The organism is Paenibacillus sp. 01T431 (assembly GCF_056398625.1).
In genome coordinates this window covers 34426-51920 of the sequence record NZ_JBFTPT010000001.1, presented here as the reverse complement: position 1 = coordinate 51920, position 17495 = coordinate 34426, and the positions used below count along the sequence as shown (strand labels likewise).

Annotated in this window: 10 protein-coding genes and 1 pseudogene; 1 reads left to right on the top strand and 10 read right to left on the bottom strand. The window is 45.8% G+C overall.

Going from position 1 to position 17495, the window contains the following annotated elements; all coding sequences use genetic code 11:
- Nucleotides 1-60 precede the first annotated feature (60 nt).
- Nucleotides 61-7587, bottom strand: coding sequence for a glycoside hydrolase family 3 N-terminal domain-containing protein (locus AC1DM9_RS00245; RefSeq protein ID WP_477577976.1), 7527 nt, complete (start codon nt 7585-7587; stop codon nt 61-63).
- A 334-nt stretch (nt 7588-7921) separates the two neighbouring features.
- On the opposite strand from AC1DM9_RS00245, the gene AC1DM9_RS00240 reads away from it, so the two are divergent.
- Nucleotides 7922-8368, top strand: coding sequence for a tellurite resistance TerB family protein (locus AC1DM9_RS00240; RefSeq protein ID WP_076267368.1), 447 nt, complete (start codon nt 7922-7924; stop codon nt 8366-8368).
- Nucleotides 8369-8447: 79 nt separating this feature from the next.
- On the opposite strand, the gene AC1DM9_RS00235 is transcribed toward AC1DM9_RS00240, so the two are convergent.
- The 9 genes and pseudogenes from AC1DM9_RS00235 to AC1DM9_RS00195 all read right to left on the bottom strand — a co-directional run bounded on the left by AC1DM9_RS00235 (nt 8448) and on the right by AC1DM9_RS00195 (nt 17448).
- Complete coding sequence (locus AC1DM9_RS00235) at nt 8448-9038, bottom strand: thymidine kinase (protein WP_477577975.1); 591 nt, start codon at nt 9036-9038, stop codon at nt 8448-8450.
- A gap of 53 nt (nt 9039-9091) precedes the next feature.
- Nucleotides 9092-9658, bottom strand: coding sequence for a hypothetical protein (locus AC1DM9_RS00230; RefSeq protein WP_477551261.1), 567 nt, complete (start codon nt 9656-9658; stop codon nt 9092-9094).
- A gap of 313 nt (nt 9659-9971) precedes the next feature.
- Nucleotides 9972-11066, bottom strand: coding sequence for a toxic anion resistance protein (locus AC1DM9_RS00225; protein ID WP_477551262.1), 1095 nt, complete (start codon nt 11064-11066; stop codon nt 9972-9974).
- An 18-nt stretch (nt 11067-11084) separates the two neighbouring features.
- Complete coding sequence (locus AC1DM9_RS00220; RefSeq protein WP_477577974.1) at nt 11085-11777, bottom strand: hypothetical protein; 693 nt, start codon at nt 11775-11777, stop codon at nt 11085-11087.
- A 169-nt stretch (nt 11778-11946) separates the two neighbouring features.
- Nucleotides 11947-12975, bottom strand: a complete 1029-nt coding sequence (locus AC1DM9_RS00215) for an ATP-grasp domain-containing protein (RefSeq protein ID WP_477551264.1) — start codon at nt 12973-12975, stop codon at nt 11947-11949.
- Between the two features lie 48 nt (nt 12976-13023).
- Complete coding sequence (locus tag AC1DM9_RS00210) at nt 13024-13821, bottom strand: HAD family hydrolase (protein WP_477577973.1); 798 nt, start codon at nt 13819-13821, stop codon at nt 13024-13026.
- Nucleotides 13818-14972, bottom strand: a complete 1155-nt coding sequence (locus AC1DM9_RS00205) for a cysteine protease StiP family protein (protein WP_477578371.1) — start codon at nt 14970-14972, stop codon at nt 13818-13820. Before AC1DM9_RS00205 ends, AC1DM9_RS00210 begins: the two co-directional genes overlap by 4 nt.
- 27 nt (nt 14973-14999) lie before the next feature.
- Nucleotides 15000-16166: pseudogene (locus tag AC1DM9_RS00200) on the bottom strand (phosphoribosyltransferase family protein); the annotation flags it as partial.
- Between the two features lie 76 nt (nt 16167-16242).
- Complete coding sequence (locus AC1DM9_RS00195; protein WP_256710842.1) at nt 16243-17448, bottom strand: HpcH/HpaI aldolase/citrate lyase family protein; 1206 nt, start codon at nt 17446-17448, stop codon at nt 16243-16245.
- Between the last annotated feature and the right edge of the window lie 47 nt (nt 17449-17495).

The following is a 17495-nucleotide window of genomic DNA, read 5'->3' as shown; positions in this document are numbered from 1 at the left end:
AGTGAGTTCGAAGGCTTCTTCCTTGTCATTCAATGAGCCGCATCGCTCATTCCAATCTTATTACTTGTTGTAAATGGCATACATAATAACTGCTGCTTCCGCACGGGTTGTATAACCAAGCGGGTTAAGCTTAGCGCCGTCGCCCTTCACAATGCCGTTCGCTACGAGAAGAGCAGCACTGTCCGTTGCATAAGCTGCTAACTGCTTCAAATCGGTGAACGATTTCAATTGCTCCGAGCTTCCTGCTTGCAGCTTCTTGCCAGAAATATTTAACGCTCTTGCTGTCATCGCGATCATTTCTTGCCTTGTAATGGAGGCATTCGGATCAAACGTACCGTCCGCACGGCCAGTTACTACGCCAAGCTTCTTCGCAATGGCAACCGCATCATAATAATAAGAACCTTTTGCCACATCGGTAAACTGACTATCATACGCAGCATTAAGACCTAAAGTTTTCACGAGCAAGGTAATAAAATCTGCCCGCTTCACATTTTGAGCTGGAGCGTATGCTTTATCCGATATGCCGTTGATGACGCCTTTTGCCGTCATAACCTTAATCGCTTGTTGCGCCCAAGGATATTTGCCAAGATCGTCAAACGTTTTGCTTACGAATACTACGCCATACGTACTGAAATGATTTACTGTGAAAAGCACAGCACCTTGCGATTTATCATACTTGCCGCTTGGCACTGCAATCACTTTACCTGCTGCATCGAAATACCACACTGTAATTTGCTCACTGCTCGCCAGCTCATCAGCTGTTGGAGTATAACTAAGCGATACGTTTACAGCAGCTTCTGGATTGCTCCATTCCACTTTAACGCCATCAACGTAGAGATTCAGCTCAACCGCAGGACGGCTGCCGATTGCTGCTCTCGTTTCTTCGCTAAGCTTTGTTTTATCGATGTTCGCAATCACAATGGATACGTTTTTCGCATCCGAAGGCAGTGATTTCAACATATGGCTTGGTACAACAATCGTACCCGTACCTGTCTGAATTTCATACTGTACCGACAGCTTAGCCTCGCTAATAGTCCCTTTAGGCAATTGCACCTCGTAGCCATTAGCTCCATTTACACTCGGTACTTTAATTGTAATGGTTTGAACGGTACTATTATTTCCTTCTACTGATTTCAAAGCTTCGTCGATAAGCGTTTGGCTTATCGCAGTTTTACCAAGTCCGCTAGCCGTGTCCATGACCGGAGTTGGTGCAGGTATTGTGCCCTTTCCACTCGGAGGCGTCGTAGGAGCTGGCGTTACAGCTGGCCCCGTCGGTGACGTCGGTGTTGGTGTTGGCTCCGTTGGCGTCGGTGTTGGCGTTGGTGTTGGTGTTGGCTCTCCCCCTGGCGTAATGATATACGTAAATGGTGCAACAAAGCTGTCCTTCATTCCTGCTTTAATCGCGATCGTGCGGAGCACTGTCAGCTCCGAGAGCTTAAGCTCTCCTTTGTACAATTGCCCGTTTGTACTGCTAGGCAGCGATCCATCTGTTGTATAGTAAATGGCAGCCCCTTCTGTAGCAGTCGTTAAAGCAACCGTTTTGGTTTCTTTGTAGGCTCCAGCTTTCAGCGAAGCAGTCGGAAGCGCTGTGGTACCTGTAATTTGCGTAACCGCTTCAGTCTGCTCAAGCGTGATCCAATCAAGGTTTGCCCCATCATTATTGCTAGTAAACTGAATCGTTTGCACGCCTTCTGCAAGCTCTACAATGCCAGAAGCCTCCACATATTTATCCCATCCACCACTTGCTCCTAGCGGCGTAGTAGACAACTTTTGCCCATTCACGGACAACGTTCCACTCACGCCTGCTTGCGGCGTTGCATAACGGTAGGTCACTTTGTAGAAGCTCGATTTTGCGATACTTACGTCAAAATAAAGCGAGCCTGCTGCCGCGATAAAACCTACGTTTTTGAAGAATAGCGTTTGTCCGTCCATATTGCTTTGAACAGCAGCCGCATCCGCATGGGTGTAGCTTTCCGCTTCAATTTTCATAACACCGCTCTGATCCATTACCTGTACAACATACGGCTCAAATTTAATGCCTCTAAGCTCGTAGCCGGATGCTCCAGCCAGAATACGAAGCTTTTGATCACCTTCAATGAGATCAATGACAATCCGCATTTCAACGACCTGGTTGTAAAGGTTTGGTACGTTAATCGTTTTCCGAACAGCGCCATCTTGCGCCTCCAGCACGATGCCATTCACAGCTTGGCCGCCAGATGTAGCCTTAAAGGTTGCAACATAGGAACCAGTAGCTGGAACATGTACCAAATAATCGGCATAATCGCCCGCATCAATTTGGGTTAGCCTGCTCGCGCTTCCTGTTCCAGACACTGCGAATCCTTTTAATCGATTGAACTGATCCAATGAATCAAGGGACAAAAGATTTACTGGCTCCTTCACATTTTCGGTTCCAAGCAGCACTGCCTTAGCGTTTAACGCCGTACCTCCTGTTGAATCATCGTAGGCTTGCAGTGGAACGTTAACCTGCAATTCCAATTCATTATAGTAAACGGTTCCGCTCCAGTTCAGCGTAAGCTTCACTCGATTAGGGCTGAGAAGCTCCGCCGAGCGCAGTGTTACGCCTCCTTGCGAGGTCGCCGCTCCCGATACGGTTATCGCTCCAAGCTGACTCTGCACGAAAGTACCGCCAGCAAGGGTAACGATTAACTCCTTGCCATTTACGTCATAAGCAATCTGACTCTCTGACAAGGATAACGACTCCGCATCATCAATAGCCTTAATGATAACTTTAGAGCTCATCGTCTTACCGGTGCTTCCAGAAGCAGCTTCATATGTGCTGGCTGTTACTGTGACGGTACGATCAGAGTCATAGTCTCTAGTCGCCCCTCCTCCTAAGGTAAGCTTAGCCATATGGTCATCAACACGATAAACGCTATCTACAACCGTTCCGACATACCCGTCGATGGACCAATTGGAGGAAGTCAGCTCCTCTTTATACGTGTCGTTAAGCAGCTGGACAAAAATATGGCTTCCAGCCTCTGCACCTTCTGTTACGGCTGAGGCATCTGCGATAATAGCAGGCCCAACCGCAATGGCATTCAAGTTGAAGCCTTGATCAACGATTCGAACTCTTAGCGTATGAACACCTTCAGTCAGAGCAACTGTATCTGAAGCCATTGCCCAAGCATCCCAGCTCTCGCTGTTTGGTAGCTCAGTCATTTTCAGTACATTTCCTCCTAGTGAAAGCTCTGCTTTCGCTCCGTCATAGGTCGTGGAATATTGATACGTTATACCGTAGTTTCCATCCGCTGGAACCTGCACCTCATATTCCATCCAATCATTCGGATCGGCATAGCTGACCGCTGAGCCGTTTACGAGTACATTAAAGGCAGATGTGAATTTACTCGCCTCTATAGATGCGGGAAGTGAAATAGCTGCCTTATCCGCCTTCGTGAACGCAATACTTCTAACATTGAAGTCGTTTTTACTCACTTTCATCGTTAATTTATGCGCACCCTCTGGAAGCATAACGCGCTCGCGGCGATTAGCGAAGTACTCCCACTGGTACGTCGTCTGATTGATCGGCAGTGACACAAGCGGCTGGCCATCCAGTTCAAAGCTAACCAGACCATCCGTTTGGAAACCTGCAATCGCCAGATCGAGTTCATACTCGCCTGCTTCTGCTACATTTACAACATAATCGAACGAAGCTGTTCCATTTGGTGCAAAAGAACCTAAGTATCCGTTCGGATTAACCTGGAACTCGCCTTCTGCTGAAGCGAAGCGCGTAGCGTCAATCGTTGCTGGAACGTTTGTTATTTGCGTACGATTCCAGCGATAGGTTGCTGCTGATTTGGCTGGAATGACCGGTTCAATTTGAAGTCCATCAACTATAATTTTAAATGGCTGCGGGTCACTCGTTTGGTTGATGACAACCGTTACAATTTCTTTGCCGTCTGGGCTTGCAAATGCAACGTTGGTTACTGTCGCAGCCGAGCCGTAATTGCTATCGATTCGCACATAACCAGGCTTCACGAATTTCGTAAACTGCCCCATCAAATAATACTCCGGCAGAAGCCAGTAGTGATCTGGATTCGAGGAATCCTGAACGACTGGGGTCGGATCAGGAATACCTACCCATTGATGGGATGAAATATCGCTGTCCAGCATCGTAACCCAGCTGTTATAGCTTTTAGCATAGTTGCGGAAATATTGTGCGATTCGGTCAGCGCCCGTTGTCCCCCATACCGCACGCTCCGTTAAATACACGCTTTTCTGCGGGAACAGCTTTTGAAGCTCCGTCATCATGGACAGCTCGCCGCCATAATCGTGGAACGCCGTCCCTTCTATGGCATCGTAAGCCCCTTCTACGGAATTACCCAGAATTTGTGCTGGATAAGCCATCGTATCGCCAGGATTGTGGTCGAACATCCATAGCTTTACACTTTTGATTTTTGCATTGCTATTCTGATCTAGCTTTGCCCGCAGCAGCTTGGCTAGACGTGACGCTTGCTGCCATGACATCGCTGTACTTGGATAATCAATTTCGAGCAGCGGCTCATTTTGCAGCGTCATGCCTTCAAAGTAGATGCCATGCTCAGCGTATGCCTCTAAAAATTTCACATAATAATCTGCAAGCACAGGAAGATATTCTTCCTTCACTTGACCTCTTACCATGCTGCCCGTTGTTTTCATCCAGCCTGGAGGGCTCCAAGGCGATGCAAAAAACTGTACATCGGGATTAATCGCTTGTATCTTTTTGACGGTTGGAATAATGCCAAAATCAATATCCTTCTGAATGGAAAATTTCTTAAGCTCAACGTCCGTTTCACCGGCAGGCAAATCATCGTACGAATAAAACTTTTGCGCTGTAAAATCGGAGGTTCCGATTGTTAGGCGAATCAAGCTCATGCCGATGCCGTTATCCTTGTCGATCAATTGGCGAAGCAGCTCTGTCTGCTTCTCCGGAGACATTTTCACAAGATTATGAATCGTCGCTTCTTCCATGGACGAACCGATTCCTAGCATCGTTTGATATTTTTTATCCGGATTTATCGTAATCGTTGTCGCTTTGCTGTTATCTGGAAGGGTAATATCTAAATTCGTCTGCTGCTCCAGCTTCTTATCGCCAGCTTGATAACGATCCGCATAATACCATTTGCGGTCACCCGCATCACGTTCACTGGAGATCCATGCCTCAACAGCTCCGCTAATAAGGGCTGGCTGTTCGCCGCCTCCATTACCTGGATCAGTGCCGCCACCGCCGCCAGCTGGAACATCGCCTGTACGCGTAAACTCTACCCAGTTAAAATTAATGTCTCCGGCAATAAACTCAAGCCTCAGCTTTTGAATGCCTGCTTGGCTTAGCACGATATTCTCGACGGTGGCCGTTTGCCAGCTTTGCCAGCCTCCTGTGGAGCCTACGCTCAACGTACCAAGCGTCGCTCCCGCTTCGCTCTTAATCTTAATCCCCGTTGCACCGCCGTTGCCAGCATAGCGGAAATCGGCTTTATAGGTACCGGGTTCGCTCACTTTCACCCTATAATCCAGCCATGCGCCGCCGGACGTCCAACCAATATTTTTGCCGCCGCCAATGTCCTGCGTGTCCTCTGTATTCAATCCGCTGCTCTTCGCATCGAACGCTTCCGCCTCGACCTTGCCCGGGATAGGCAGTGAAGGCTTCTCTGGTTCTACAGGTTTGCTCGGCAGATCAGGCGTAGCCTGCCCGCTCATCAAGCCGTAACCGATAGGAAACAGCAAATTCGGACTGACATCGGTCATAATTGGATAATTATTCGTTACATAAAATGGCCATTTAATCGGGTTTTTCCCTTTAAACGGTTTGCCCCCAATCAGTACATCAGCCACGCCTTGACCTTCCGTACCTGGAAGCCATGCTGCGACAAGCGCATCCCAGTCACCCAGTTGATCCGCTATCGTAAGCGGGCGTCCGGATACAAGAACAACAACGAGTGGAATGTTCGGATCAGCTGCACGAATATTTGCAATCGTTGCGAGATCCTCTTCGTCGAGATTCAGGCTCGTACGATCTCCATTCGTTTCTGCATAAGGCGTTTCGCCTACAACAGCAATAGCTACGTCATAACCAGCAGCGCCGCGGCCATGCTTGTTGTACGTTACCGTCTTCGCGGCTCCTGCAACCTCTTTAAGTCCTTCATAGATTGTCGTTCCGGTCGTAATCGCCCCGGATGCTCCCTGCCAAGTAATCGACCAGCCGCCAGATTGGTTGCCGATATCGTTCGCATTTTTACCTGCTACGAAGATTTTGTCCATATCCTTCAGCTGAGACATAATCGGTGAACCGTTCACCTCATCGTTCTTCAGAAGAACGAGCGACTCCGCCGCAGCTTGACGCGCAAGCGCACGATGCTCAGATGCACCGAAGTAGCCTGCCAAGTCCGTATCTGTCTTTGGATTCTCAAATAGACCAGATGAAATTTTTACCTTCAAAATACGGAGGACTGCATCATTGATACGCTCTTCCGTAATGCTGCCATCCTTAACAAGACTAATTAAATGCTCAAGGCTGGCTCTCCAGTCACCCGTCAGCATGAACATATCTACGCCTGCATTAACGGACGCTTTCAGCTGATCTTTCAAGCCGCTGACTGCTTTGCCGTCTTGATCACGCGTGATTTGCTGAATCGCGTTATAATCCGAAATAACAAAACCTTTAAATCCAAGCTCACCCTTCAGCACATCCGTAAGAAGCCGCTTATTCGCATGCATCTTGAGGCCTTGAATGCTGTGGTAAGATGCCATTACCGTTTGTACACCTGCATCAACGGCAGCTTTGTACATCTCTAAATCACTTGCAATGAGCTGATCCTCTGTGTACTTCGTTATATTCCCTTGGTTAACGCCGTTATCCGTATAGCCTTCACCTAAAAAATGCTTCGCAGCGCCAACGACATGTTTCGTCTGACTGCGCTCCGCAGCTGTTTCTCCTTGCAGCCCTTGAATGTACGCTGCACCAAGCACTTTGGATATCGCTTGATTGCCGCTGTATCCTTCATAGGTCCGGCCCCATCGAATATCCTGCGGGGCTGCAATCGTCGGCGCAAAATCCCAATTTGCTCCGGTTGCGCGTATTTCCTTTGCTGTCGCGGCGCCGATTTGTTTCACCAGCTCAGCATTATTCGCTGCACCCAAACCGATATTATGCGGGAACAAGGTTGCTCCCTTCACATTGTTATGTCCGTGTACTCCGTCCACGCCATACAGCAGCGGAATCCCAAGACGCGTAGAAAGCGCGCCATCCTGATAGCCGTCTATAAGCGTCTGCCAATTTTCACGCGTGCTGTCCTGCTGCTTGCCGTTCGGGAACGAACCGCCGCCGCTAAGCACCGAGCCGATAAAATATTGCTTCACTTCCTCAGGCGTAATATTCGATTTCTCTGGCTGTATCATTTGTCCTGCCCGCTCTTCTAGTGTCATCTGGGCAAGCAAATCCGCCGCCCTTGCATCCACGCTTTTTGATGGGTCCAAGTACGTCGGCAATCCCCCATTTGACTGCGTCAAAGGTGCTGCTCCTACTGAAAGCAAGCTCGTCATTAGCGATATGACCAGCAGCATCGCCGTCATCATCGACATTTTTCTTTTCAAACCAAACCCTCCCCATAACTATAATTGTCGTCTCACGGCATATCCCTTCTTTATTGAAATGGACAGCTGTAGACGAGATTACTTACAAGTATAAAATTGAAAACGATTTCATAATATGAGTCATTTTTAAGATGATGTGCGTTGTTTTTTGTATAATATAATCGATTTCAAAAATACATCGTCTCTCATTCTATAGTTCATCCTATTTCCTTTTCATTCAACGATCTAACCCAATAGCATAAACAGACAATTTACCGCAAAATTTGCTAAATGACCCCAATTAAATCTACAATAGAATAATAAGATTTAAATTCACTCTAGGAGGCTGAGCTAAATGAGCTCTTTCAAATCATGGCTGCAAACAAGTAAGCAAGGACTAACCGATCAGGTCAAAAAATTTAAAAATAAAGAATTCCTAGATGCGGTAGTAGCTGGCTGTGCGATTGTAGCAGCAGCAGACGGTTCCGTCGACTCCAATGAAAAACAAAAAATGGCCGGCTACATAGGCCGCAGCGAAGAATTAAAAGTTTTTGATATGAGTGATGTGATTAACCGTTTCAATCACTTTGTAGGCAATATGGAGTTTGACGCGATGATTGGCAAGCAAGAGGCGCTTAAAGCGATTGCCAAATTCCGCAGCAAACCAGACGTTGCTCGTGTAATCGTTGGTGTGTGCAGCGCAATCGGAGCAGCAGACGGCGATTTCGATATGAAGGAACAAGCTGCTGTGCGTGACATCTGCAATACCCTTGGACTTAATCCAAGTGAATTCAGTCTTTAATAGCAAACCAAACAAAAGAACCTCCAAAGCCACTGCAACAGTGGATCTGGAGGTTCTTTTGTATTGTTATTACCCCTGCTTACGCATTGCGAAAAGCTTCATTATAGCAGCGTCTGCATACAGGCTTATAATCCTCGTTGCCGCCAATCTGGATTTGCGCACCTGCATTCATCGGCTGTCCGTCATTATAGCGTATAACCATCGTTGCTTTCCGATCACAGAACCAGCAAATGGTTTTAATCTCTTCAATTTTATCCGCCTGCACGAGCAAGTTGTAGCTGCCCTCAAATAATTGATTTTGAAAATCATTTTTGAGTCCAAACGCCATTACCGGGATGTTAAGCTCATCCACAACTTGTGTAAGCTCCAAAATATGATGTTTCTTCAAAAACTGCGCCTCATCCACGAGTACGCAATAAATTTTGGATGGTGCATCTCCTGCAACGAAGCTTTTCACACTTTCAAAAAGGTTCGTATCCTCTTGAACCGGAATGGACTCCCGCTCGAACCCTACACGAGAACCTACACGATCCACCCCGCCTCTTGCACTTACCGATGGTGAATAAATAAGAACCTGCTTGCCCTGCTCTTCATAATTGTGAGCCACTTTAATGATTTCGAAAGATTTACCGCTATTCATTGTTCCATATTTGTAATAAAGCTGTGCCAACCTAATCTCCTCCAGAACCATTCAGTGCTTCTATTATACAGGAAGTGACTCCGTTATTGTATCGTTTGGAGCCTTGTTTTCGCTTCCCCATATGTTTTGACAATTTGTTGAATTTTCTGGAATTCCGGGTCGGTTGGACCTAGATCAGCCATGAACATTCGGTGCAATATTTGATTATAAAGATTTTGACGCGATTCAATCATTTGTAATTCGAGCCGAATAAGATCCTCCAGGTCATTTTCTTCAATTAACTGTTCGATATTGATTTCTTCTGGCTTGGAAGAACGCTCTTCGTCAAAGATCAGGTCCGAACCGCGCCCTATACGAGGAAGCGCTTCGTACTCCACCTCTGTCTCCTGCTGCTGTCCAAGCGGAATGGACGTATTCAGCTCGGAAAGAAGAATGCCTTCTTTCGCCAACATCACTTGAAAAGGTTTATGCTGGATCAAATCTGCTATGACAAGCCTGCTCATATCTTTATTGCGAATCAAAGAGGAATCAAAAGGATGAAGGACCCATTGCTGGTCTCGATTGAACAGATTAAAAGTAAACCACTCACCGCCATAGATGAACCGTACATTAATATTTGACTCCGAAATAATTTCATAGGTAAACTCCAATTGGAACACCTCCGATCAGCCAGTATAATTCATCCTATTATACCAAATCAGAGGTGAACACAAACAGCGATGCTTAAAAATCTTTCAAAATATCCTCCGCCCGTTCAAAGCTGGCAACAACAATTAAGACGACAATGAGTGCAGCTATGGCAATTTCGCCAATCATAGCATGATCACCTCGTTTTTTCTTTAAGACTATGCTGTTTCTTTATGCTTTATGAGCCATTACTTGTAGGACATCCGTCATTTCTTCTCAAAAAACGCAAAAAAACGAGCCCTTGGAGAGCTCGTCCTGCTAATTATTTTTTTTGATTTACTCCAAAAATCCTGTGGCTGCTGAAGAAGGAAGCTCCGCTTGACTAGCTCCAGAACCCGCTTGAATGCCTAAGCGTTGTCCAACCTTTTGATTAATTTGCGTCATTTTTTCCGTTTGCTGGGATACCGTTTGAATAATTTGTCGATTGGAGTTCTCGTACTTGTCCATCGCGGAGAAGAGATCCGACATTGCCCGCTCCACAAGCTCCATGCTCATAGCCGGCTTCGTTAATGCTTGATTAGCTCGCTCGCTCGTTTCATTCAAAAGACGCGCGTTCTCAGCAAATTGATTGCCTAACATTTCATTCGTTGAATTGACTGCTTCTATAGCCTTCATCTGGTCATCAATCGCACTCGCAATCAAGACTGAAACCGACATGAGATGCTGGGTTTTATCTATTGAGCTGTCCAGCGCATCCATCAGCTTATCATTTGTATCATTAATAATATCCGTTGCGGCAATCGCTTGCTGATAAAGCATGATCATTTCCGTATACGTTTGGAGCTTCGTTACAACCTTGCGAAGTCCGCGCTCCAAATAAGTTTTCCGGTGTTCGTTCTCGGGCTTAGCAATTTCCTCTTCGAACATTTTTTTGAGACGATTGCCATATTCGACAAGCAGCTGCAGGTCATATACATTGTCTAGACTGCTGCGCTTCAAATTTCTCATGTGAATGACGTTCTCTTCCAAGTTGTCGCGACCATCTCTGAGCGATTTGACGATCACCTGCACGTTAGACTTGGCAGATTGATATTTATAAATATAAGCCTTCATCGGTGCTTTCCGAAGCAGCTTCTGAACGAGTGAGAGCTGCTTGCTTTTGCTCAAATCCTCAACCTCGCTGCGAAGCTTAAGCATGTTGTTTGCTACCTCAGACCGTTTGCCTGACATGAGATCCGACAGCGGTCTCTCGAGCATCGTAAGCGTCTGGCTTGAGCGCTCAAGCGTCTTCTGGCCTTTTTTCGTAATCTCATCCATTAGTGTATCCAGATGCATAGCATCGGTTGTCGCTACCTTCTGCATCGTGCTTTGCACTTCTTGCTCCAGCTTCTGAATATCTTCATTTTTTAATTGTACGAGTTGTTGCGCCATTGTTCATTTCCCCCTTCATTAGTCAGTAAGTCGATAACGCTGCTGAATTAACTCAGCCTTTGTATGAAGCTCCATAAGATCCTTTTGCTCAAGCGTCTTCGTATAAAAAGTAAGCTTGGAATCTACATCCTTAATGCCATCAAGCAAAAGCCGCCTATTCTGGCGTTTCGCTTCGCCGCTGAGCCGAAGAAATGGATTAATGGTCGAATTCAAATCCTTTCGCACCAATCGCAAAATATTGTGATTAATGCTCGAGTCTCCTAACGCCATTAAATCCGGAATTAGTCGGTTTAGCCGCGACAGCAATGCCAGCGTCTTTTGAACAATTTCATCGTCTAAATTATTTTTCTCGCCTTCGAGTAAAATCATATCTTCAATGATTCCGATGTATTCTAATGCAGAAGCAAGCTCAGGATCTAGAACCTGCGGCGGAATGACAGCTGCAGGAGCTGGCTTTGAGGCCAATGATGCTTGAGCAGTTGAAGCTGCATTGGGTTGTTGTATGGGCGGGTTTTGCGTATTTTGCTGCAGCTCTGGCTCGCGTGTTGGCTGATTAATTTCTTTCCTTGGACGCTGCTTCCATGATAATGCGATTAACAAACCGAACACGGGAACCGCCATAGCTATATATGGGGAGGTAATCCCATTAACAACTAATGCGACTGCATAAACGCCAATCGCGATGGCTGCGTTTTTTTTCAATGCATTCATTGCTGCACCTCCATATGAGCTTTCTGAACCTAATCTTTATGCTCGTCTTCTTCCTACAATTATCTCGTTATTGGTACATAGAAGTCAATTTTAAAAAATAAAAAAAGGATGTTGTGCCAAATTAATGAGCACAATATGAAAAAAAAGGGGCTCTCGCCCCTTTCTTCGGTTATTCTACTCTGTTCATTTCCATGATCAAAGGCTGCTCTACATAACCCGCTTGTATACCAAACTTCGGATCAGGCGGATCAATCGTTTTTCCTTGCAGCGCTTGAACGGCCAAATAAGGCATATTTACGCCAGACAAGCAGGTAATATAAAGGCCGCCAGACATCCGCGGGTTGATCTCCAGCAATTTCGGTATGCCATGGTTGTAACGCACCTGAATATTAAAGGCATAAGGAATGCGAAGGCTTGTCGCAATACGATCTGCAATCGCCAGCAGCTCCGGCGTGTCCTCCAATAGATAAGTCCTGCCCGTTGATTTGCGGCGAGGAATAGCTGTAATGAGTTCACCCTCAGCAGATGCCACACAATCGATACTATACTCCGTACCGTCGAGCAGCTCCATCACCATCAGCGTGTCAAAATGCTCCGTTAATGACAACGTTTCATAAGCTTGCTCAAATGTTGTAGAAAGGGTTACATAGCCATAAAGGTCACGCAGCGGGTCCCGTTCATTATCAATAATCCGGAAACCCATGCCGCCTTCTGACTTCGTTGGCTTAAAGCACACCTTATGACCAGCAGCTGTGAGCTCCTCATAAGCTTGCTTAAACTGTTCTGCTGTATTTACGACACGATAGTCTGGAATCGTCACGAGATCTTTTCCTTGCAGCGCTTCATAAAATTTATCCTTCTCAATCATGGAGTCCAGCAATTCGATATCACGGCATACCATAACCTTCGTGCCGATCTCATCAAATAAATGAACATATCTTGATATTTCCTCCATATGCAAACGAGGAATGAAAATATCAATTTGGTTTCTTTTGCAGAAATCCACACAAAAATCTACGTATTCGCGTCCAAAAACAGCAGGCTCTGTTCCGATATGATCGGATGCAAGCAAGGACATATGATTAATATCCGGGTGCGTGCCAAAAAACTCAAACGACTCGCCGTCTGGATTGTTCCGAATCATATTAATGTAATGGTAAGCTACCGAAAACCAACGATTCATATAAACTCGTGTCATGTATAAAAACCTTCTTCCATCTGATTAGATATATTTTTGCGATTGCATTTATAATCTTCGTGCATGCTCTAAGATGGAGTCTAGCAGTTCTTCCGAGGCAAGCGCGCCTCTTGCTTGTGTAAATTGAATATGTGGATGTGCCGAATAGGATCGTCCTAATTCACCATGTACAGGCGATATGGCATAATCAGCTGCCAGCAGCAGACTCTCATCGAGCAGGCTGTCGCCGGCTGCATATACGAAATTTGAAGCGAGCTTCTCTTTCACATACTGGATGGCCGCTCCCTTGCTTACCTTCTCTGGAACCAAATATATTTTACGGCCTTGAAGTGAGTAGCTCCAGCCAAGCGAAGCAAGCTTCGGCTTTAGCTCCTCCAACGTTTCATGCGGCAGCTGATCTCTCTCTACCTTAATGGAATAAAATAGCTCATCACAAAGATCCGTCGACTTCACCCAGTGGGTAGAAGCAATTTCCGCAAACAGGCTCGCAATTTCCGTATGCTCAGCACAATGCTCCCTCACAGCTTCACGAACGAAGCTATGCCACTCCTGATCAATTTCTCCGTTACGGAGAACGGTACCGCCGTTGCTGACGATCACATATTCCGGACGGAACTGTTCTCTTATCGCGAAGATGCGGTTGTATTGCTCCGGAATTCGCGTCGTCACAGGAACAAATCGCATAATGCCGACAAGCTCTTGCAGCTTCTGAATCGCCGGCTTGGTCATATAAGAAATATATCTTTCCTCATAACGCTCAACGGGAATCATTTCTTCAAGTTCTATCTCGCCTTTGGATCTTACGGAATAAATTAAAGTTTGGTCCAAATCGCTCGCAAAAATCATTCCGTCTCCCCCTTCAACGCCTTAATAATTCCGCAGCAGGAATAGGTCATGTTTGGATATTCCTCCACAGGTACACCACGGTCCTTAGCCAGCAGCAGTATATGCTTCAAGTTAGGATTATCAAGACGATCAACGAGGATTTTCCAAGGGACTCTGCGCAGAAGAACACGAGTCGTTTCACCTACGCCAGGCTTGATGAAATTAATATCAGTGATTGCAAAATCAGTTTGGATACGAGCAATATCCTGCATCCCTTGCCAAGTCATTTCATTTTCCTCAGGATTTTCTTCCATTTGAAGGGCTTCCGCTTTGGAGTCATCCGCTGTCTGATCAAAATAAGCAGAAATCGTGTCCACAAATAATTGAGACAGATCAGAGCTCTCCCACTCCTTATAATACTTTGCACCATGAAAATCATCGGCGCCAATAAGATCGCTGCGCAATACAGTCCGGCTGACTAATCCTGACACCGTTGAATTAAGGCAAGCGCTTGGAATGAGGAAATCCTCTCTTGTCCCGAACGTACTTGCACAATAGCCGGGGTCTGCGAGCACCGCAAGCTCATCGTTCAGCTCAATGCCATATTTTTGCTTCATCTGGCTGCAAGCTGCTATGAGCACTTTGGCAATTGCACCTTTGCCCGTCCAGCCATCTACAAATTGCACGCGTTTATGCGGATGGTTCTGATTGATATACAGCAGCGCATTCTCATCAATGCCTTTGCCTCTAATAATTGAAAGGCTATAATGCGGAACCTCAATACCATACATGTGCTTGATATATCGCTTAATTAATACGCCAATTGGCGTACCGCCTCGCGCTAAGGATGCAAGCACAACATCAAATCCATTTTTTTGAATGATTCGCTCGGAAACCGTTCCAACCGCTCTTGCGATTCGAATGGCCGAATCACTGAGCGTATTTTGAAACAATTGTATATACTCATCAGTAGGCTGATATTCAATCGGCAAGCTTTCCGAATAGTGGCCGCCTGTTTGCATGGCCGCTTCCCGGTCCTCCGTTCGCTGCTCTAACGAAATATCGCTAAGGTCTTTTAGCAGAAAAGTAACATCCTCCTGCTTATAGCTCCCGATAGGAGCCGGATCAGCAAGCTTTTTCCGACTGAAATAAACGATATGAACATGCTGGATTCCTAAGGAGAGAAGCACCTTATTAAGCTCCTCCATTTGTGCTCCTGCAACCTCGCGCTCCATAAACAAAAACATCTCATCATAATAGCCATTCGGTATGTTGTACATAAAATTCATGACGTCAGCATGCTCAGGGGAAATAAAGGGATAAGCTGTATTCACCGCATATTGTGAACTGGAATCCGGATGAATGGGGCTTCTTGTACTCGATTGATACCATACATCATCGCCTAGTTCTGCTGCTATGCGCATAGGAATGAACATGAATTCGCCGGTTCCCATGCAAAGCACCTTGCTGCCCGTTCTATGTTCTCGGAGGAATGCAGCCGCCTGTCCTACTTCCGCGTCAAGCACCAAGCTTTCTTCAGCCGTCAATCCAAAGCGGCCAGTATGATTCAGGTAGGAAACTTCTCGATTCAATGAGGGAAGGCTAGCAAACCGATTGCCCACATAGAGAACATTAATGGCAGGCTCCAACTCGTTTGCTTGCAACTCTGCTGTTTTGTCAGCATTTTGAATAGGGCTACCCTTAACAGATATCCGCCCCGCTACAAGCGATAAGCAGTTCACCGATATGCCAAGCTCTTGCTCCAGCTCATCAAAACGTTCCATATCCTCGTTTGAACGCCAATCAAGCAAACTAGCAACAATATATTTTTTCTTCCCATACCTGGCATTCAAATCGTGTATTATATTGATGGCTGTTTTCCCGGTCGTCATCTCATCATCGACCAGCACAATTGTTTCTGCATTCTCGAATACAGCTGGATTGTCAGCATAGCAGCGATGTGTAGTCGCATGGGAATGCTCTTCCTCAAAATCGATGCAGGACGTCATATAGTCAATTTTTTCCCGCGTGGTGTGCAAGAAAGACGCATTACCCTCGAACATATCGAACATGCTGTGTCCAAGCGCTGTTGCCGTTTCCGCAAAACCGATAAACAGCGTTTTCTCATCTATGACCATTTTATTTTGCTTCATCTGTCCATAGATTTTACCTGCTGCCTCAGGAGATTCAAAGGCATGCAGCAGCTGCTCCATCTGGATAGGAAGCTTCTCACCTTTAAACTGCTGATACAAAAGCCCAAGTGCCGCACCCGATAATAAGGACACATGCGGGCGAACAGGAATATGCTTGCCAAGCACCTTGCTTACGAATAAAAAACTGCGTTTTTTATTAATTCGGGCTGCCATTTGAAAAAGCTGCTCAAGCGGTATATGAAACGAATTACTCGTAACCTCAATGGTAATCTCTAAATCTCCAATAATATTAAACGATTGCTGATTCTCGTTCTTCTGCGAGCAAGCAGGTGAAGTTTTGGTTTTCATTTAGCACCCCATAAATGTCTGATCTGAACAATATTCGTTTGGCCCATGTCATATGCGGCTTAAACTCATTCATTTTGTTCGAATAACGGCTCTTCATCACACCCAAATCGCCTTGTTCATTTTCCATAATGTGCAGGGCATCCATATACTCCTCATGCGTCACCACAAGCATCGACTGTACCGGCTTAATGTGGGTAGGATGGATAATGGTTTTGCCAATTATCCCATTTTCCTTGTCCATTGCGACCTCGCGAATAAGCCCGTCCACATACTTGTTAATATAATCCATACGCAAAATCCGTCCATGTCTTCCCATGCTTTCCTCAAAAGGCGTTTGCCTGAGCTGGGGCTTAAACACGCGATCACTCTTAAAGTACTCCCATACGGGACCGGAGATCACATAATGATTATCCATCCGTCCAAAAACATTTACGATATCCGCAATACAATCACGAATGACGCCGATGTCGTAGATCGTATGATCCGGACTTCTTCGAAGCCCAAATAAACTCGAAAAATCTGTTGCTCCAATACGAACATTCAGCACATAGGCCTTGTATTCATTCAGCAGCTGGGAAATGCCCATTAGCGTTTCCATTCTTTTCTCGCGATAAATGACGTCAGAGCTTTCCAAAATAGGCATGCCGTATAACGTGGAGCTTGTTGAGCGTTTGTTCTTGTTGTATTCATGCAGCAGCTTTAAATACTCACCGCCAGTCTCCACGTTGAACTTCGGAAACACGATTCCTGTAATATATTCAATCTCTTCACCGAAAAACGAGAGCAGTCGTTTAAGCTGTTCAACAGAGCGCACTCTTATAAACATAAGCGGAATATCGTCGGCATGGAGCAAACCAATCGAAATGTAACGGCCAATCTTAATCAACGTTGCCTTCAACGTCTCTTCGGCAAATTCGATTTGATTATCACCTACTGCATCTTCAAGGTCTATCACCATAGACACGAGTCCTTCGTGTTTTCCGGTTACCAAATCATCTGCTATGTTATCCTTGGTGGCAGGCATATAGAGCGCCGCACCAATCGCGTGAGCAATAACTTCTTTGTCAGCATAATTATTGAACTGAGTTGGAAGGGAGTAAAAGAAATTTTGCTCTTCTTCATTGGTAAGATAGTTAAAATACCTCAAAGTGATCCCTCCTAAAAGTTGTGTAAAGCAATCTGAGAGTGAAAAAA